The organism is Streptomyces sp. NPDC002306, from assembly GCF_053593435.1.
The window spans coordinates 263,603-282,059 of record NZ_JBSFCK010000009.1 but is presented as its reverse complement, the minus strand read 5'-3'; the positions used below and the strand labels follow the sequence as shown (position 1 = coordinate 282,059).

Below are 18,457 nucleotides of genomic sequence, written 5' to 3'. Positions count from 1 at the left end.
CCGCTGTTCACACTGAGGGGATGTCCGGCCCGATCCGGCTGCGTACGGCTGTCTGGACCTCGTCCTCCTCGGCCGGGTCGGCGGCGAGCCGGCGCAGCCGCTCCACCACTCGCGCATCACCCGTCTCGGCGTGCCGGGCGGCGACCTCGCGGGTGGTCTCCTCGCAGTCCCACAGGCACTCGACGGCGAAGCCTGTTGCGTAGGAGGGGTCGGTGGCGGCCAGGGCCCGGGCGCAGCGCCCCCGGAGGTGGGAGGAGGCCGTCTCGCGGTAGATATGGCGCAGGACGGGGGCCGCGCAGGCGATGCCGAGCCGTCCGGTGCCGTCGACGAGGGTCCACAGGGTCGGCGCGTCGGGACCTTCGCCTCGTACGGCCTCGCGCAGGGCGCCGAGGACCAGGTCGCTGTCCTGGGCGCCGCCGCGACAGGCCAGCACGCGTCCGGCGGCGGCCCCGAGCCGATCGGGCCTGCGGGCCCAGCGGCGGGCCCGCTCGACGGCGTCGACACCGCGCATGCGTTCGAAGGCGTCGACGGCGGCCTCCACGACCGCCACCGAGCCGGTGGCCACGGCACCCTCGATCAGGCCGAGCGCCTCCGGGTCGTCGCTGTCGGCGAGATAGCGCAGGGCGGTGCAGCGGGCTCCGTCGTCGCCGTCCCGCGCCGCCTGGAGGATCTCGGGCCGGTCCTCGGGTCCCGCCACGGCGACGAGACAGCGGGCGGCCGGCACATGCAGGGCGGCACCTCGCTCGATGCCCTGCTGGGCCCACTCGAAGACGGCCCGCACGCTCCATCCCGGACGGGGCCCGGTCGGACTCAGCTGGCGTTGCCAGCGGTCGAAGCAGCCGGCTTCCTGGGCGGCACGCACGCGTGCGGAGACGTATTCGCGCGGATCCTCCGCCCACAGCCGCCAGGGCCGGGGCTCGAAGGCGTCGCGGACCACGACGGCGAGTTCGGCCTCGCCCTCGGCGTCGGTGGCGAACCGCGCGAGCACGGGGGCCGCGAGGGCCCGCAGACCCGCGTCGTCGTCGCGCAGGGCCAGCTCGTCCAGGGCCCAGGCCCAGTTCGAGCCGGAGGCGGCGTATCGGCGCAGCAGTTCGAGGGCGTCCCGCCTGCCGTAGGAGGCGAGGTGGCCGAGCACGGCGAGGGCCAGCCCGGTGCGGGACTCCTCGGTGTCGAGGGCGTCCTCGACGTCGAAGAGGTGTGTCTCGATCTGGGCGAGATCGCCGCCGAGATCGAGGTACAGGCGGGCGTAGTAGAGGGAGCGGTTCTCCACCTGCCAGTCGTGGCGGGGGTCGCGCAGCACACAGTGGTTCAGGGCCGCGAGCGCTTCGGCTCGCGGAGCGGTGAGCGCGTGCAGAGTGCCGTCGCCCCGCCCCCGCTGGAGCAGGCCGAGCAGCGTACCGCTGGGCGCTATGACCGGATCGAACATGGGAAACAGCCTCACATCAAGCGTCGACGCAACCGGGGACGTGCATTACCTGGCCGCGTGACAACACGTCGGGGCGCCCGCCGCTTCCTGCTTGCTGTAGACCATTTTCCTCTGCCTCTCGTCGGTGGCCCATGCGGACCGCGTCACGGCCCGCGCGGTGCGGCAACACCTGCCCGGCCATCGCGTCCGTGAATCACGTCGTCATGATGACCCGGCGGTTCAGTCCGCCGCGACCGAAATTTCCGGCGGCCCCGTTCCGCCTCCCCCGTGCTCCGTGCCGTACCTGATCAGGAAGTCTCCTGCGCCCGCTCGGCGCGGTCGGTCAACGCGCGATCACAGCGTGGTCACAGCGCGATCGACACCCGGCCAACGTGCGGCCAACGCACGGTCGACACGCGGCCGACGCGTGGTCAACTCGCGCCGAACAGTTCGAGCAGCTCGGCCTTGCCGAACATACGCGCGGTGTCGACGGCCGAGGGAGTACCGGCCTCCGGGTCGGCGCCGCCTTCCAGCAGGGCCTTGATGACCTCGGTCTCGCCCTTGAAGACGGCTCCGGCGAGCGGGGTCTGGCCCCGGTCGTTCACCCGGTCGACCTCGGCCCCGCGGGCCAGCAGCGCGCGCACCGCCTCCGCGTGACCGTGGTACGCGGCCAGCATGACCAGACAGTCGCCCCGGTCGTTGGTGAGGTTGGCCGGAACGCCCGCGTCGACGTACGCCACGAGCTCCTCCGTCCGCCCCTGCCGAGCCAGATCGAAGATCTTGGTCGCCAGCTCCACGACCTCGGGGTCGGGGACATCAGCCATCGGCCGGACCGCCTCTCGCTACGCACGACGAACGTGGGGGACTGTTGAGGACTGCTGGGGAGCAAGCCTACGGCCGCGAGCGGTGCAGCCGTACGGGTGAATCGCCAGCGTACTGGCTCGGCCCGCACATGACGGGGGCCGCCCGAGGCAAAGATCACCACACGACCCGTTCGACGCAACACACCTGCTCAGGCAGCCCACCAGAGCTCCCCCGTGAGGGGGAAAACAGCCAGAATTCACCCGGTTGCACCTTTTATCGTATGGATACATCCTGTGATCCTGGAAGTACTCATGGTGACTGTCCCCACGAACCAGGAGAGCTCAAATGATCCTGTCCATCTCAGGTGTGGTCCTGCTCGGCATCGTCGTCTTCCTCTTCTTCCGCAAGGACGGCCTCAAGCCGTCCCACTGCCTGGCGTCGACGCTGTTCGGCTTCTACCTGGCGAGCACCGCGATCGCCCCGAGCATCAAGGCCGGCGGCGAGAGCCTGGCGAGCCTCCTCGGCGGCATCAAGTTCTGACCCCGCCCCACCCGCCCGTACGCACCTCCAGGAGACAGCAGTGGTTCGGCGCCCCCTCCCCCGCATCCTGAGCAACGGCCGCGCACAGATCGCCCGGAGCCGAGAGGTGGCCCGGACGGCGGCCGACAGCGCCACCGATGTCCTCCACCCGCTCATCACGATCACGCGCGGGCTGCGCCGGCTGGCCTCGGCCGGACGGCGCAAGGTGGCCGACACTCCCAAGGACAAGCGGGGGCCCCTGCTGTTCCTGGCGGCCTCGGTCGTCATGGTGGTGGCGCTCCTGCCGTACGGGCCGCTGCTCGCCGCCATCACCCTGATGGCGGCGAGCGCCTGGCACGGCCGGGACCGCACCCCGCCGGAGCCCGAGGGCCCCGACGAGGCGCAGACCCAGCGGCTCCAGTCGCTGCACGAGGCGCTGGTCCCGTACTTCTCGACGGCCGAGGACCCCGCTCCCCTGTACGCCCACGGCGGCGACTGGGAGAAGACCTTCCCGTCGTACGAGTTCGACGACACGGGCCGCGTCACCCACCTGGTGATCCGCTACCCGGCGTACTTCACCGACGGCGAGGCCGAGTCCCGCGCGCGGATCGAGCACCTGCTCACCGCGAAGTCGGGCCGCGGCCGCGAGTACCACTTCGCCTGGGACGAGGAGGGCAACCAGGTCACGGTCACGGTCCTCGGCCCGCTGCCCACCGACATCGCCGCCCAGCGCTTCGTCACGGCGCCGGGCGAAACGGTGCTCGGCTTCACCGACCCCACCCAGGTCCAGCGCACCCTCCCCCTCGCCTACGGCGAGGAGCGGCGTGACGTCCCGCCGGTCGTCTGGCGCACCGGCATCCGTTCCACCGAACCGCACCTGCTGGCGGTGGGCCAGCCCGGCAGCGGCACCTCCACCCTGCTGCGCTCCGTGGCGCTCCAGGCCCTGCAGTACGGCGACGTGCTGGTCGTCGAGGGCGGCGGCACCGGCGAGTACGCCTGCCTGACCGGCCGGGACGGCGTCCTGGGGGTCGAGTGCGGGCTGACCGGGGCGCTGGCCGGCCTCGAATGGGCGGCGCACGAGACGGAACGCCGCCTGATGTCCGCGAACCGGGCCCGCCAGGAGGGCCACCCGCCGCCGGAGGACACCAAGCGGCCCCTGTGGATCGTCCTCGACCGCCCGAGCGTGTTCACCCACCTGGCCGCCGCCGACGACCGCACGGACCCCCAGTCCCTGCTCCAGGTCCCGCTGCGGCACGGCCGCGCGGCGAACGTGACGGTGGTCGTCGCCGAGCAGTTCGACAGCCTGGACGCGCTCGGCGACGCGGTACGCCAGCACACCCGCGCGCGGGTCGTCCTCGGTCCGGCGACGACGCAGCAACTGGAAGCCGTCCTGGGCGTTCCCCCGCACACGACGGCCGCCGCGCACGTCCCGCCCGGCCGGGGGTACGCCCGCATGGGCGCGGGCCCGGTGCACCGACTCCAGGTCCCGGCCACACCCGACCCCTACGACGACGCGACCTCCGACACCCAGCGGCAGGCCGTGCTGGACCTGCTGCCGCCGCGCTCGGCACCGGCGGAGCCGCAGACCGAACCGCGGCCGGAGTCGTCGCCGGCGGCGCAGTCGACCCCGCTGACAAAGGCGGTGATCGTGGAGCAGGCGTGAACCGCGAGGACGCACGCCCGGCCGGGCGCCGCTACGCCACGAACGTACGCGGCGCCTCCGCCCCCGCGGACCCGCCCTTCTCCACCAGCCGCGCGGCGGCCGCCAGCCGTACCGCGGCCTCCTCCGCCACCGCGCCGCTCACGGTGAACGGCAGCCGCACATAGCCCTCGAAGGCCCCGTCCACCCCGAAGCGCGGCCCCGACGGCACCCGCACGCCGACCCGCTCCCCCACCTCGGCCAGCCGCGACCCGGAAAGGCCGCCGGCCCGCACCCACAGCGTGAGGCCGCCCCTGGGCACCTCGAACTCCCAGCTCGGTAGCTCCCGCCGGACCGCCGCCACCAGCGCGTCCCGGTTCTCCCGGGCCTGGGCCCGGCGCAGCTCCGCGGCCTGCGCCCATCCACCGGTACTGAACAGCCAGTTCACGGCGAGTTGCTCCAGCACGGGAGTGCCGAGGTCGGCGTAGGCCCGCGCGGCGACCAGGCTGCGGATCACGTCCGGGGCGGCACGCACCCAGCCGATGCGCATCCCCGCCCAGAAGGCCTTGCTGGCGGACCCGACGGTGATCACCGTGGACCCGGCGGGGTCGAAGCCGCACACGGGCCGCGGCATCTCGACGTCCTCGTCCAGCCACAACTCGGTCATGGTCTCGTCGGCGACCAGCACGGTCCCCGCCGAGCGGGCCGCCTCCACCAGCCGCCGGCGCTGGTCCTCGTCGGCCAGGGCGCCGGTCGGGTTGTGGAAGTCGGCGACGACGTAGGCGATGCGCGGCGCGGCCTCCCGCAGCACCTGGCGCCAGCGGTCCATGTCCCACCCGGCCAGCCCCTCGGCCATGGCCACCGGCACCAGCCGGGCACCCGCCTCCCGCATCAGCTGGAGGATGTTGGCGTACGACGGCGACTCGACGGCGATGCGCTCGCCGCGGCCGCCGAAGAGATGACAGATCGCGTCGATGGCTCCCATGGCGCCGGTCGTCACCATGATCTGCTCGGGCATCGTCGGGATCCCGCGCGCGGTGTAGCGCTCGGCGATCATCGCCCGTAGGGCGGGCAGCCCGGCCGGATAGTCGCCGTGCGTGTGGGCGTACGGCGGCAGTTCCTCCAGCGCGCCCCGCACGGCCCGGGTGAGCCACGGCTCGGGCGCGGGCAGCGCGGCGCAGCCGAGGTCGATCACCGAGCCGAGCGCCTCGGGCGGCAGGGGTTCGAGACCGCGCGCGGGCAGCGGGTTGCCGGCCGGCACGGAGGTCCAGCTGCCCGCGCCGCGCCGGGACTCCAGGAAGCCCTCGCCGCGCAGCGCCTCGTAGGCGGTGGCGACCGTGGTGCGGCTGACGGCCAGGGAGACGGCCAGTTCGCGTTCGGCGGGCAGCCGGGCGGCGACCGGGACCCGGCCCTCCAGCACCAGCAGCCGGATGCCGTCGGCCAGCGCGCGGTAGGCGGGCGGGCGGCGCGTGCCGGGGCCCGCCGGGCGGTCCTGCTGCGACTTGAGCAGCCGGGCCAGCTGAGCCGCGCCCACCGCGGAGGTCCACTGCGCCATGGTTACCAGTCCACCTTCCCCGAATTGGCCATGGATGGTTGTCGAATCCAAGCCACAGAGTGACATGAGCCAGGCCAACAACACCACAGGGGGACCCCTTGTCCGCACCACGGCGTCGGGCCCGACGTCTGATCCAGCTGTACGCCGGACTCGCGCTGTACGGCGCGAGCTCCGCGCTCCTCGTGCGGGCGGACCTCGGCATGGAGCCCTGGAACGTGCTCCACCAGGGGATCGCGGAACGCACCGGCCTGACGATCGGCGTCGTGTCGATCGTCGTCGGCGCGGTGGTGTTGCTGCTGTGGATCCCGCTGCGCCAGCGCCCCGGGCTCGGCACGGTGTCCAACGTCTTCGTGGTCGGGATCGCGATGGACGGCACGCTCGCGCTGGTGCCGGAGGCGCACGGCACGACGGCACGCGTCGCGCTGCTGCTGACCGGCATCCTGCTCAACGGAGCCGCCACCGGGCTCTACATCTCGGCCCGCTTCGGGCCGGGGCCGCGCGACGGGCTGATGACGGGACTGCACCGCCGTACGGGCAGGTCGATCAGGCTGATGCGGACGTCCGTCGAGGTGGCTGTCGTGGTCACCGGCTTCGCCCTGGGCGGGACCATCGGTGTGGGCACCGTCCTGTACGCGGTGTCGATCGGCCCGCTCGCCCAGCTCTTCCTGCGCGTGTTCGCCGTTCCGGCGGCATCCGACGGCAGCACGGTGGTTGCCGACGGGACACCCCACGGCGCCATACTGCGTCCGTGACCACGCTCATACGCCACCCGTACCTGGACCACCCCGGTCCGCTGGCCTTCGCGCACCGCGGCGGGGCCGCCGACGGCCTGGAGAACACCCTGGCGCAGTTCCGCCGGGCGGTCGAGACGGGCTACCGGTACATCGAGACCGACGTCCACGCCACGCGCGACGGGAAGCTCGTCGCCTTCCACGACGCGACGCTGGACCGGGTGACCGACGGCGCGGGCCGGATAGCGGACCTGCGCTGGGACGACGTACGGCACGCGCGCGTGGGCGGCAAGGAACCGGTGCCGCTGTTCGAGGAGCTCCTGGAGGCCTTTCCCCAGGTGCGCTGGAACGTCGACATCAAGGCGGAGCCGGCGCTGCACCCGCTGCTGAACCTGATCGCCCGGACCGACTCCTGGGACCGGGTCTGCGTCGGTTCGTTCTCCGAGGCGAGGGTCGTGCGCGCCCAGCGGCTGGCCGGACCCCGGCTGGCGACCTCGTACGGCACCCGGGGGGTGCTCAACCTGCGGCTGCGCTCCTGGGGCGTCCCGGCCGCGCTGCGTGGCTCCGCCATCGCCGCCCAGGTGCCGGAGACACAGTCGGGCATCCACGTGGTGGACCGCCGCTTCGTGCGCGCCGCCCACGCGCGCGGCCTCCAGGTGCACGTGTGGACGATCAACGAGGCGGATCGGATGCACCGGCTCCTGGACCTGGGAGTCGATGGCATCATGACCGATCACATCGACACGTTGCGCGCGGTCATGGAGGACCGGGGCGTCTGGGTCTGAGCCCGATCCGGGTCCGAGCCCGGGACGCCGGGCCCTTTCCCCACGCACACCACCTCCAGCGGAAAAGCGACGGAAAAGCGAGGGCACGGGTGGGCATCGACACCGTGCGGACGACGGCTGCCGACGAGGCCGCCGACCGGCGGCGCGAGCAGCGCGGCTGGTACTTCTACGACTGGGCCTGCTCCGTCTATTCGACGAGCGTGCTCACCGTGTTCCTGGGCCCCTATCTGACGTCGGTCGCGAAGGCGGCGGCGGACTCCGACGGGTACGTCCACCCCTTGGGCGTGCCCGTGCGCGCCGGGTCGTTCTTCGCCTACTCGGTGTCCCTGTCGGTGATCGTGGCCGTCCTGGTGATGCCCCTGGTCGGCGCCGCCGCCGACCGCACGGGCCGCAAGAAGCCCCTGCTGGGCGCGGCGGCCTACGTGGGGGCCGCCGCGACGACGGGCATGTTCTTCCTGGGCGGCGAGCGCTACCTGCTCGGCGGGGTCCTGCTGATCGTCGCCAACGCCGCGCAGTCCGTGGCGATGATGCTCTACAACTCCTACCTGCCGCAGATCGCGCCCCCCGAGGAGCGCGACGCGGTGTCCTCGCGGGGCTGGGCCTTCGGCTACGCGGCGGGCGCGCTGGTCCTGATCGTGAACCTGGTGCTGTACCTGGCCCATGACTCCTTCGGCGTCTCGGAGACCACCGCCGTACGCATCTGTCTGGCGTCGGCGGGCCTGTGGTGGGGCGCCTTCACCCTCATACCGCTGCGGCGGCTGCGCGACCGCCGCTCGGCGCCGCCGCGCGAGGCCACCGCCCCCGGGCTGCGGCAGCTCGTGGCGACCGTCCGCGACATGCGCCGGCACCCGCTGACCCTGTCCTTCCTGCTGGCGTACCTCATCTACAACGACGGCATCCAGACGGTGATCTCGCAGGCGTCGGTCTACGGCTCCGAGGAGCTGGGGCTCGAACAGTCGACGCTCATCGGGGCCGTGCTGCTGGTCCAGGTGCTGGCGGTGGCGGGCGCGCTGGCGATGGGCCGACTGGCCCGCACGTACGGGGCCAAGCGGACGATTCTCGGCTCGCTGGTGGCCTGGACGGTCACCCTGGGCGCCGGGTACTTCCTGCCGGCCGGCGCGCCCGTGGGGTTCTTCGCCCTGGCGGCCGCGATCGGACTGGTGCTCGGCGGCAGCCAGGCCCTGTCCCGCTCGCTGTTCTCCCATCTCGTCCCGCCCGGCAAGGAGGCCGAGTACTTCTCCGCGTACGAGATGAGCGACCGGGGCATGAGCTGGCTGGGCCCCCTGCTGTTCGGAATCACCTACCAGCTCACCGGCAGCTACCGGGACGCGATCATCTCCCTGGTGATCTTCTTCGTCCTCGGGTTCGCCCTGCTCGCCCGGGTCCCGGTACGGCGGGCGATCGGCGACGCGGGCAATCCCGTACCCGAGAAGATTTAGCGCTCAGGGCGAAAGGGCGGTAGTGTACGCGTTTGGCCTGCCAGGCGGACCGTTACTGCGCGTCAAAGATGCCGAAACGCTGGGTGACATCTGCTAGCAGATGTGACAAACCGGACGCTGGTGGGTACAACAAGGGGCGGCTACGACGGCGAGCACGACCCGGAACGGGACCCGGAACGGGAATCTTTACCGCCGACCGGACGTTGACCGGATGACGACGACAGCGACACCTGTCCTGTGGGCGACAAGCCCGGGAGGCACGATTCATGAGTGAGCGAGCTCTTCGCGGCACGCGCCTCGTGGTGACCAGCTACGAGACGGACCGCGGCATCGACTTGGCTCCGCGCCAGGCCGTGGAGTACGCATGCGAGAAGGGACATCGCTTCGAGATGCCCTTCTCGGTCGAGGCGGAGATTCCGCCGGAGTGGGAGTGCAAGGTCTGCGGGGCCACAGCACTCCTGGTGGACGGCGACGGCCCTGAAGAGAAAAAGGCCAAGCCCGCGCGTACACACTGGGACATGCTGATGGAGCGGCGCACCCGCGAGGAACTCGAAGAGGTCCTCGAGGAGCGTCTGGCAGTTCTGCGGTCCGGGGCGATGAACCTTGCGGTTCATCCCCGCGACAGCCGCAAGTCCGCGTAGTCCCCACCGGGGTCTGGGCGGATACAGCGCACAAAGCGACACGACCGCGGGCGCCGTACGGGAAGTTTCCGTGCGGCGCCCGCGGTCGTCGTCGTTCCCGGAGCCCGGCGGGCCCGGATCCAAGGGCCCCGCAGGCCCACAGGCGGGCCCAGCGGCGGCCCCGCAGGAAGGCTCAGCTCACGCGGCTCGCGGGCGGGCCCCGGCTCCCGGACAGCGGCGCCCGGGGCGTCAGTTCGTCAGCGGCGGCCTGGGAGCCTCGGGCGCCCCTCCCGGCTCGTCCCTGATGACCTCGCCCTGCACCACCTTGCCGTCCGGACGGCGCATACGGGCCTGCTGGAAGGCGTCACCGAGGGTGCCGGGGCCGGCCTGGCGCAGCGAGCGCTCGACGGTGCGTTCCGCGTACCGGGCCACGGCCTTCTGGACCGGCGGGATCAGCAGCAGCAGACCCACCGCGTCGGAGATCAGGCCCGGGATCATCAGCAGCAGGCCGCCGAGCATCATCAGGCCGTTGCCGCCGCCCTTGGCGGGGGAACCGCCGCGCTGGATCGCCGCGTTCAGATTCTGGAAGGCGCGCCGACCCGCCCGCTTGATGACCACCGCGCCGAGCATGAACCCGGCGAGCAGCAACAGGAACACGGTGAAGCCGCTCGTCGCGCCCGCGACCACGGTCAGCAGCCAGACCTCCAGCACCAGCCAGGCGGCGACACCGAGCGGCAGACAGGTCCGCAGCCGGGAACGCGGGGGCCGGACGGGTGAAACGGGTGAAGAGGGGGTCGGAGCGCCTGTCGTCATGCTCCCAGTGTGCCCGGGGCGGGCTCAGCGCGGGATAAGGGGTCGATCAACAGGTCCCACCGCTAGCGCCGCGGCCGCCCGGCCGGTCCGCTCCGGCCCGTGATCTTGCCGACCCGCTCCCCCACGCCCCACGCCGTGACCCGCCACAGCGCCTCGACGAGGATGTCCTTGCTCATCTTGGAGTCGCCGAGTTCGCGCTCCACGAAGGTGATGGGGACCTCGACGACGTGATAGCCGGCCTTGACCGCGCGGCGGGCCAGGTCGACCTGGAAGCAGTAGCCCTGCGAGGAGACCTCGTCGAGGCCGAGGCCCGCCAGGGTCTCACGCCGGAAGGCGCGGTAGCCGCCGGTGATGTCGCGCAGCGGCAGGTCGAGGGCGAGGCGCGAGTAGAGGCTGCCGCCGCGGGAGATGAACTCCCGGGACCTCGGCCAGTTCACCACCCGGCCGCCCGGCACCCAGCGGGAGCCGAGGACGACGTCCGCGCCCTTGAGCGCGGTCAGCAGACGCGGCAGTTCCTCGGGCTGGTGCGAGCCGTCGGCGTCCATCTCGATCAGGACGCCGTAGTCGTGCTCCATGCCCCAGCGGAAGCCCGCGAGGTAGGCGGCGCCGAGACCTTCCTTGCCCTTGCGGTGCAACACGTGGACCTGACGGTCCTCGGCCACCAGTTCGTCCACGAGTTTGCCCGTGCCGTCGGGGCTGTTGTCGTCGGCCACGAGCACGTGCGCCTCGGGGACCGCCTTCCGCACCCGGCCGACGATCGCCTTGATGTTCTCCGCCTCGTTGTAGGTCGGAATGATCACCAAGGCGGTGCCGAGCGGACCGAACTGCCTGCCCCGGGCCTGTCCCGCAAGGGTCCCGTCGCCGTCGTTCACTACTGCCCCTTCGTGTCCGTACGCAGAGGTCCACCATAGTGGCCCCGGCCTGCGATGACGGGACAGCACGTTCCTCTGGTGGTGTCGATTCCGCAAGGGCGGGGTAAGAGAGTGCTTTTGGGCTCGTATGTACGCCGCCGTACGGCGGATGGGGGCCCGGCGCTCTTCGGGCCGACCTGGGGCCCGCTGGCTGCGGGTCGACCGAAAGCCGTTGTCTACTGAGCACCCGGGCCCCACCCCGGTCACACCTTGCCGACCGGCCGGAACGTTCCCTCGTCGGCGCGGACGCTGAGCCTGGCTCCCAGCGACGGTGCCCCGGTGCGGCACACCGTCCCTGACCCAGCGGCGCTGCGGCGAGTGCGCGGACGTTCCCCGGTCGGGCGTCCGGTGGTGGACCCGGCAGAACCTACCGGCCCCCCGCCGTCGCCTGTCAACACCCCTGCGAGCTGCGCACTCTCACTGAACCCGCTGGTCAGCGCGGAGGATGCGCAGGTCGCGCGACGCGGTGGCGGGGCCTGACCGGGGCCCCGCCGCCCCGTAGATCACTCGCCCGGCCGTACGAAAACCGTCCGTCCGCCGACCACGGTGCGCAGGCAGACGGGGAGGTCGGCGCCCGGGGTGAGGTCGGGCAGTCCGGGGGTGCCCGAGCGGGGGTCGGTGGACCAGCGGGCGACCCGGTCGTCGGGGGCCTGCACGACGAGGGCGTCGGTGCGCCACACGGCGTAGTCCGCGGGCGCGCCCGGCACCAGGACACCCGCGTCGTCCCGCCCGACCGCCCGCCAGCCGCCGCGCGTGTGCGCCGTGAACGCGGCGCGCACCGACACACGGTGCTCGGGCGTGCGGTGGAAGGCGGCGGCCCGGACCGTGCCCCACGGGTCGAGGGGCGTGACCGGGCTGTCGGAGCCGAAGGCGAGCGGCACACCGGCCCGCAGCAGCGCCGCGAAGGGGTTCAGCGTGCGGGCCCGCTCGGCGCCCAGGCGCTCGGCGTACATGCCGTCCTCGCCACCCCACAGCGCGTCGAAGGCGGGCTGCACGGAGGCGGTCAGACCGAGCTCGGCGAAGGCGGCGACGGTCTCCGGGGTGAGCATCTCGGCGTGCTCGACACGGTGCCGGGCGGCCCGTACGCGGGTCAGGCCGACCTTCTCGGCGGCCGCGCGGACGCCTTCGACGACCGAGGTCACGGCGGCGTCGCCGATGGCGTGGAAGCCCGCCTGGAGGCCCGTCTCGGTGCAGGCGACGACATGCGCGGCGACGGCGGCGGCGTCGAGGTAGGCGGTGCCCGTGTGGTCGGCGTCCCCGTAGGGCTGGTGCAGGCAGGCGGTGTGGGAGCCGAGGGCGCCGTCGACGAACAGGTCCCCGGCGGCCCCGGTCGCGCCCAGCTCGCGTGCCTTGTCGACGTCCTGCTCGGCCCAGTAGCCGATCACGCGCGGTCCGGGCTGCTCGGCGGCGAGCCGCAGCAGGCCCGTGAAGTCGTCCTCGCTGGAGATCTCCGGTCCGCCGCACTCGTGGACGGAGCCGATGCCCAGGGAGGCGGCGCGGGCGAGGGCGGCGCGCTGGGCCGCGACGCGCTGTCCCTCCGTCACGGCCGCGAACGCGGCGGCGCGCACGGCGTGGTGGGCCTCGCGGGTCAGGGGCTCCCCGGCCACGAAGCCGGCCTCGGTCCGTGCGCGCGGCGCCAGTTCCAGCAGGGCGGTGGTGACGACGGCCGAGTGGACGTCGATCCGGCTGAGGTAGAGCGGCCGGCCACCGGTGGCCTCGTCCAGTTCGTCCCGCCGGGGAGCGCGCCGTTCGGGCCAGCGGGCGGCGTCCCAGCCGTGGCCGAGCAGGACCCGGTCCCGCGGCCGGGCCGCGGCGAAGTCCCGCACGAGGCCGAGCGCCGCCGCGAGGGAGGGCGCGGACGAGAGGTCCAGGCCGGTCAGCGCGAGCCCCGTGGCGGTGCTGTGCACATGGGCGTCGGTGAAGGCCGGGGTGACCAGCGCGCCGTCCAGGTCGACCACCTCGTCGACGCCGTCCGCGAAGGCGTCGGCCGCGCCTTCGGAGCCGACCCAGGCGACCTGGCCGCGTTCGACGACCATCGCGGTCGCGAAGGGGTCGGCGGGGCTGTGGACCTCTCCGCGGCGGAGCAGGACGGTCTTCGGTTCGGCGGTGCGCTCACTCATGGGGAACAGTCTCGCGCCTGTCCGCGCCGGCCTCGCACGCAGGTGGGTCAGACGCGCGGCGGCCGCGCCTCGTACGGCGTCGACAGGACCACGGTCGTCCGGGTGGACACGCCGGCCAGCGACCGCAGCCGGGCCAGCAGTTCCTCGAGTTCGTGCGGGGTCGCCACCCGCACCTTGAGGATGTAGTTCTCGTCGCCCGCGACGCTGTGGCAGGCCTCGATCTCGGGGACGCCGGCGAGGCGGTCGGCGATGTCGTCGGGGGCGCTGGGGTCGAACGGTTTGACCGAGATGAAGGCGGTCATGGGCAGCCCCACGGCCTCGGGGTCGACGACGGCCGCGTAGCCGCGGATGACGCCACGCTGCTCCAGCCGGCGTACGCGCTGGTGCACGGCCGAGGTGGACAGGCCGGTGGCCTTGCCGAGGTCTGTGTAGCTCATCCGCCCGTCCTTGACGAGCAGCTGCACGATCTGACGGTCGAGCTCCTCCATGGCGCAAGAACCTACAGGGCGGTTGATCTCCTCCGATACCTGAGCGGCCCAGGTCACACCCGGTTCGTGATGTGAGCGGGAGCCGTCGAGCGGTCGGCCTGGAGCCGGTGCGGGAGTCGGTAGGGCGACAAATCCACCGTGTGGGGCATCTGCGAGCGGCATGTGACGAACGCCACAGCATCCGGGCCGTCTGCGTGATGCCCTCGTGATTACCGCCGAGAGCGGACGGGAAGTGCTTGCTGTGGTCGAGGCCGCAGTGCCTTCACGGCCCAGCCCGAGGGGGAGAATCCCATGCAGAGTCTTAAGCGCCCTGGTCGTACCGTTCCCAAGCGGCAGCAGCCGCTGGTCGAGCCCACGCCGGAGGGCGTCGAACCCGACGACTTCGACGGCGACGAGCTCGACGCGTACGACACCTTCGAGATGTTCCGGGTGATCTGCCCGGACTGCGCGCAGCCCATCGCGCTGCTGGCCGACGAGGAGGTCCTGCCGGAGCACGCGCTGTGCGCCTCGCCGTGGAACCCGTTCGGGCTCACGGTGTGCGCCGGTACGGGCCGGGAGGCCGCCACGGCGCGGCCCGCGGACGAGTCCGTCGAGCTCCAGGAGCAGGACACCGCCCTCCTGTTGACGCTCCCCCAGGGACTCGACTGGCGGACGCAGCCCTTCTCGCACGTCGGCGGCCCGGGCTCGCGCCCGATGCGTGTGCCGGTGATGCGCCGGGCCGCCGCCTGAGGCGTCCCGCTCAGTCCCGCTGACCGCCCTGCACCATGGCACGCAGGCTGCCGTGGTGCAGGATCAGTGTGTCCGGATCCGCCGGGACGGCGGCCTCGCCGAAGTACACCTGCCGGTAGGCGACCCGCAGCATGACGATGGCGTGCCGCAGGGCCGCGTACAGGATGTGGAAGTCCATGTCGCGCGGTATGTGGCCGGTGAGTTCGGCGTACCGCCGCTCCACCCGGTCGCGGCGCAGGAGGTCGGGCAGCCCGCGCTGTCCGGACGCGACGGTGAGGTCCTGGAAGAAGCGGTGCAGGTAGATCGTCCAGCCGAGGTCCACCTCGCGCGGGGCGAGTGCCGCCATCTCCCAGTCCAGTACGGCCGCGGGTTCGAAGCCGTCGTAGACGACGTTTCCGATGCGGGCGTCACCCCAGTTCAGTACGGGCGTGCCGGGATCGCGCGGCCACAGTTCCTCCAGCCGGGCGAAGGCGTCCTCGATGAGCGGTGAGCGGGGAAGTCCGTCGACGACCCAGTCGTAGTAGGCGCGTTGGGCGGTGACATGGCGGCGCAGCGCGTCTCCCTGTCCCGGCGTCGCGAGGAAGTCGGCGCGGGTCGCAGGCACTTGGTCGTGCAGCCGGGCCAACAGCCCGACGGTCGCGGCCTCCAGGTGCTCCCGCTCGGCGTCGCTCGCCGCGTGCAGCCAGTTCCCCTCGTAGGTGTACGGCATCACGTCCGGCGGCACGCGCCCCTCGACGCGTTCCATCACGAAGAAGGGCGCGCCGAGCGGCCCCGGGTCCTCCTCCAGCCGGCCCACCCGGGGCACCGGGAGGTCCGTACGGTCGGCGACCAGGCGCATCGTGCGGTGCTGGCGGCCCATGTCGTAGACCGGGAACACCGTGTACGCCGCCGGGTCCGCCGCGAGCCGCAACGCGCAGGCGCGGAAGGGTGGTTCGGGGTGCTCGATGTCGAAGAGCAGGGTCTCGCTGGACATGCCGTTGGACGCGGGGGCGGTGACGCCGGTGGCCCTGGCGCCGGGCAGGAAGGTGCCGAGCCAGGCGGTGAGGCGGGCGGTGAGTTCCCGCGGGTCGCGGGTGGTGGTGCGCGGGCGCGGCGGCGTGGTCATGCGGTCGGCCTCCTCATCGTGCGACCGAGTCGAAGCCGGTGAAGCCGCTCGGGTCGTGGCGGCCGAAGGAGCCGTGTTCGAAGATGCCGTGGCCGATCCGGCCGTCGAGCCGGAAGCGGGCCGCGTGGTCGGTGACGCCGTAGGCGGCGAGGGGGTCCGCGGAGGGGTCCGACAGGTCGTAGGTACGGCTGTCGGTCCAGCCGGGCCCGCGCCAGCCGCCGTGCTGCCAGTCGTCGGCGGGCGGGTAGCCGGCGCCGATCGCGAGCGGGGAGGAGGTCAGGATCTCGGCCTCCAGTTCCTGCGGCTCGCGCGGGTCGCCGAGGTGGACGACGGCGCGCTCGGGGTGGCGGGTGCCGGGCCGGTAGGTGATCTCGGCCCGGGGCCAGCCGAGTTGGCGGTCCGGGTGGCCGGGCCGGACGAGGGTGGCGTCGTTCAGGGTGCGGTAGCCGTCGGCGTCCTCCTGCACGGCGACCATCAGGAAGCGGTCCTCGAAGCGGACCGGGCACCAGATCCAGTGGAAGCCCTCGGTCGGATGGTCCTGGGCCAGCCGCCCGCCGTCCTCTCCCGGGACGGGGCGCACACCCCAGCTGCGGTCACGGGTGCCGGTCCACTCCGTGGCGCTCACCCGCAGTTCCTGGCCGCCGGCCCGGATCACGCCCTCGGCGTGGCCTGCCTGCACGAAGCGGCGGCCTTCCAGGATGAGCCTGCCGCCGCGGCGCTGGAGGTGGTGGGGCTCCCACAGGGCGGGGAAGTCGGCGGTCCAGGTCAGGTCGTACGACAGCGTGTCGTCGCATCTCAGGCGCAGCCGGCGCAAGGGCTCCTCGACCTCGATGCGCAGCGGTCCGACCTCGAGCAGCATCCGGTCCTCGCCGAGGGCGTCGCAGGCCCGTACCGCGTGCAGCGTGTCGCCCAGGCGCAGCGTCGCGTAGGCGTCGATCACCCCGAGGTTCGGGTAGACCCCGAGCCCGAGGATCAGCAGGGCGCGCCCCTGATGGTCGAGGACGTGGAAGATGCAGCGGTCGTAGGCGTTGCGGTCCCCGGTCGCGACGTGCCTCATCGACAGGGGCACCTGATGCACGGGGTACTCGTCGAGCGGCACCGGACGGTCGTCGGCCATGGCCCACCTCCCTGGACGCAAGGGAGTTGACGGTACGTCAGACAGGCGTGGCCGGCCAGACACAGGACGGCCCCGAACCCGGGGTCACGGAGCGAACTCACGGTCGATTACGCGGGCAGGTGACCTGTCAACCCACCGCCGCGTTGCCCTGGTATGACCCCCACCGAGCAGGCGCCCGGACGCATCCGTCGTGTGTTCGTCCCCGCCCCGGCGGAATCGGTTCCGCTGCCGCCCCCACAGCCCCAGGACCCGCCCATCTACCGCGCCCTGCTGCGCACCTGGGCGGACCGGGGCCGCACCCTGCCGGGCCGCCACGACCCGGAGTGGGCCAGGCTGGCGGCCCCGCAGGTGCGGCCCGGTCAGTTCAGCGGGTCTCCGGACCCGCGAGGTGACGGGCGATGACCATCCGCTGGATCTGGTTGGTGCCCTCGACGATCTGGAGGACCTTGGCCTCGCGCAGGTACCGCTCGGCCGGGAAGTCCGCGGTGTAGCCGTACCCGCCGAGGACCTGGACGGCGTCGATGGTGACCTTCATCGCGGTGTCGGTGCAGTGCAGCTTCGCCATGGCCGCCTGCTTGGCGAACGGCCGTCCGGCGTCCCGCAGCCGCGCCGCCGCCAGGTACAGGGCCCGGCCCGCCTCGATCTGCGTCGCCATGTCGGCCAGCATGAAGCGCAGCCCCTGGAAGTCGGCGATGGGCCGCCCGAACTGCTGCCGCCCGGTGGCGTACGCGACCGCCTCGTCGAGCGCCGCCTGGGCCACGCCGATCGCGCAAGCCGCGATGCCGAGCCGGCCGGAGTCGAGGGCGGACAGGGCGATGGCGAAGCCCTGGCCCTCCTCGCCGATCCGCCGGGCGTCGCTGACGCGGACGCCGTCGAAGTTGACCTGCGCGGTGGGCGAGCCCTTCATGCCCATCTTCTTCTCCGGCGCGCCGGCGCCGAGTCCCTCGGCGCCGGCGGGCACCAGGAACGCGGTGATCCCGCGCGGGCCGTCCTCGCCGGTGCGGGCCATGACCGTGTAGAAGTCGGCGACCCCGCCATGGGTGATCCAGGCCTTGGTCCCGGTGATCACCCAGTCGTCGCCGTCGCGCACCGCCCGGGTGCGCAGGGACGCGGCGTCCGAACCGGACGAGGGCTCGGAGAGGCAGTACGCGCCCAGCAGGCCGCCGCCCAGCATCGCCGGCAGGTGCTCGACCTGCTGTTCCTTCGTGCCGTAGGCCGCGAGGGCGTAGGAGGCGAGGGTGTGCACGCTGACGCCGAGACCGACGGTCAGCCGGGCCGCGGCGAGTTCCTCCAGGACCTGGAGGTAGACCTCGTAGGACTGGTCGCCGCCGTCGTACTCGGAGTCGTAGGGCAGGCCGAGCAGGCCCGCTTCGGAGAGCAGGGTGAAGACCTCGCGCGGGAAGCGTCCGGCGTCCTCCTCCTCGGCCGCCTTCGGCGCGATCTCGCGCTGCGCGATGTCGCGGACGAGCGAGATCAGATCCCGGGCCTCGTCCGTGGGCAGTTGCCGTTCCACCGGCTGCGGGGGGCGCTCAGACATGACGACGCTCTCCTCCCTGTCGGGCACCTCGGCGGAGTGCGCCTTGGGTGGAGGCGGCTCCGCCAGGTCTGTTTCGGTCCGGCCACGGCCTGGCTCCCGGGTCGCGGAAGCGGCTGACCAGCGGCTGTGCGCAGTGAGTA

At 72.8% G+C, this 18,457-nt stretch carries 18 protein-coding genes; 8 read left to right on the top strand and 10 right to left on the bottom strand.

Annotated features, from left to right (window positions below):
- Window positions 1–7 precede the first annotated feature (7 nt).
- Together ACWCQK_RS20620 and ACWCQK_RS20615 are read right to left on the bottom strand one after the other, a co-directional pair.
- Window positions 8–1,426, bottom strand: coding sequence for a HEAT repeat domain-containing protein (locus tag ACWCQK_RS20620; protein WP_451156786.1), 1,419 nt, complete (start codon window positions 1,424–1,426; stop codon window positions 8–10).
- Between the two features lie 410 nt (window positions 1,427–1,836).
- Window positions 1,837–2,229, bottom strand: coding sequence for an ankyrin repeat domain-containing protein (locus ACWCQK_RS20615; RefSeq protein ID WP_451156784.1), 393 nt, complete (start codon window positions 2,227–2,229; stop codon window positions 1,837–1,839).
- 325 nt (window positions 2,230–2,554) lie between these two features.
- Here ACWCQK_RS20615 and ACWCQK_RS20610 point away from each other — a divergent pair, with 325 nt between their 5' ends.
- Window positions 2,555–2,749 carry a hypothetical protein gene (locus tag ACWCQK_RS20610; protein ID WP_152894702.1) on the top strand — a complete coding sequence of 65 codons (195 nt, stop codon included), beginning with the start codon at window positions 2,555–2,557 and terminating at the stop codon, window positions 2,747–2,749.
- 40 nt (window positions 2,750–2,789) lie between these two features.
- Complete coding sequence (locus tag ACWCQK_RS20605; RefSeq protein ID WP_451156782.1) at window positions 2,790–4,391, top strand: hypothetical protein; 1,602 nt, start codon at window positions 2,790–2,792, stop codon at window positions 4,389–4,391.
- A gap of 31 nt (window positions 4,392–4,422) precedes the next feature.
- Here ACWCQK_RS20605 and ACWCQK_RS20600 read toward each other — a convergent pair whose 3' ends face one another.
- Window positions 4,423–5,922, bottom strand: a complete 1,500-nt coding sequence (locus ACWCQK_RS20600) for an SCO1417 family MocR-like transcription factor (protein WP_451156780.1) — start codon at window positions 5,920–5,922, stop codon at window positions 4,423–4,425.
- A gap of 98 nt (window positions 5,923–6,020) precedes the next feature.
- Between ACWCQK_RS20600 and yczE the strand changes: the two genes are divergently transcribed.
- The 4 genes from yczE to ACWCQK_RS20580 all read left to right on the top strand — a co-directional run bounded on the left by yczE (window position 6,021) and on the right by ACWCQK_RS20580 (window position 9,518).
- Window positions 6,021–6,674 carry a membrane protein YczE gene (gene yczE, locus ACWCQK_RS20595; protein ID WP_451156778.1) on the top strand — a complete coding sequence of 218 codons (654 nt, stop codon included), beginning with the start codon at window positions 6,021–6,023 and terminating at the stop codon, window positions 6,672–6,674.
- Window positions 6,671–7,438 (top strand): glycerophosphodiester phosphodiesterase, encoded by a 768-nt coding sequence (locus tag ACWCQK_RS20590; protein WP_451156777.1) that lies wholly within the window; start codon window positions 6,671–6,673, stop codon window positions 7,436–7,438. The genes yczE and ACWCQK_RS20590 overlap by 4 nt, the downstream gene beginning before the upstream one ends.
- Before the next feature lie 89 nt (window positions 7,439–7,527).
- Complete coding sequence (locus ACWCQK_RS20585) at window positions 7,528–8,877, top strand: MFS transporter (RefSeq protein ID WP_451156776.1); 1,350 nt, start codon at window positions 7,528–7,530, stop codon at window positions 8,875–8,877.
- 266 nt (window positions 8,878–9,143) lie between these two features.
- Entirely contained in the window at window positions 9,144–9,518 is a 375-nt protein-coding gene (locus ACWCQK_RS20580) for an RNA polymerase-binding protein RbpA (protein WP_055637205.1), read from the top strand.
- A gap of 228 nt (window positions 9,519–9,746) precedes the next feature.
- Here the strand turns inward: ACWCQK_RS20580 and fxsA are convergent, their stop codons facing one another.
- The 4 genes from fxsA to ACWCQK_RS20560 all read right to left on the bottom strand — a co-directional run bounded on the left by fxsA (window position 9,747) and on the right by ACWCQK_RS20560 (window position 13,829).
- Window positions 9,747–10,310, bottom strand: a complete 564-nt coding sequence (fxsA, locus tag ACWCQK_RS20575; protein WP_451156775.1) for an FxsA family membrane protein — start codon at window positions 10,308–10,310, stop codon at window positions 9,747–9,749.
- A gap of 62 nt (window positions 10,311–10,372) precedes the next feature.
- Entirely contained in the window at window positions 10,373–11,182 is an 810-nt protein-coding gene (locus tag ACWCQK_RS20570; RefSeq protein WP_451156774.1) for a polyprenol monophosphomannose synthase, read from the bottom strand.
- Between the two features lie 542 nt (window positions 11,183–11,724).
- A complete protein-coding gene (locus ACWCQK_RS20565) occupies window positions 11,725–13,341 on the bottom strand; it encodes an amidohydrolase (RefSeq protein WP_451156773.1) in 1,617 nt (538 codons plus the stop codon).
- Window positions 13,342–13,388: 47 nt separating this feature from the next.
- Complete coding sequence (locus ACWCQK_RS20560; RefSeq protein ID WP_016434164.1) at window positions 13,389–13,829, bottom strand: Lrp/AsnC family transcriptional regulator; 441 nt, start codon at window positions 13,827–13,829, stop codon at window positions 13,389–13,391.
- Window positions 13,830–14,120: 291 nt separating this feature from the next.
- Between ACWCQK_RS20560 and ACWCQK_RS20555 the strand changes: the two genes are divergently transcribed.
- Window positions 14,121–14,558, top strand: a complete 438-nt coding sequence (locus ACWCQK_RS20555; protein ID WP_451156772.1) for a hypothetical protein — start codon at window positions 14,121–14,123, stop codon at window positions 14,556–14,558.
- Window positions 14,559–14,568: 10 nt separating this feature from the next.
- Here the strand turns inward: ACWCQK_RS20555 and ACWCQK_RS20550 are convergent, their stop codons facing one another.
- Together ACWCQK_RS20550 and ACWCQK_RS20545 are read right to left on the bottom strand one after the other, a co-directional pair.
- Complete coding sequence (locus ACWCQK_RS20550; RefSeq protein ID WP_451156770.1) at window positions 14,569–15,663, bottom strand: phosphotransferase family protein; 1,095 nt, start codon at window positions 15,661–15,663, stop codon at window positions 14,569–14,571.
- 13 nt (window positions 15,664–15,676) lie between these two features.
- Window positions 15,677–16,780, bottom strand: coding sequence for a hypothetical protein (locus ACWCQK_RS20545; RefSeq protein WP_451156768.1), 1,104 nt, complete (start codon window positions 16,778–16,780; stop codon window positions 15,677–15,679).
- A gap of 153 nt (window positions 16,781–16,933) precedes the next feature.
- Between ACWCQK_RS20545 and ACWCQK_RS20540 the strand changes: the two genes are divergently transcribed.
- Window positions 16,934–17,182: a hypothetical protein gene (locus ACWCQK_RS20540; protein WP_451156766.1), complete on the top strand. Its 249-nt coding sequence runs from the start codon at window positions 16,934–16,936 to the stop codon at window positions 17,180–17,182.
- On the opposite strand, the gene ACWCQK_RS20535 is transcribed toward ACWCQK_RS20540, so the two are convergent.
- Complete coding sequence (locus ACWCQK_RS20535; protein WP_451156764.1) at window positions 17,145–18,317, bottom strand: acyl-CoA dehydrogenase family protein; 1,173 nt, start codon at window positions 18,315–18,317, stop codon at window positions 17,145–17,147. The two genes, ACWCQK_RS20540 and ACWCQK_RS20535, sit on opposite strands and share 38 nt — an antisense overlap.
- Window positions 18,318–18,457 lie beyond the last annotated feature (140 nt).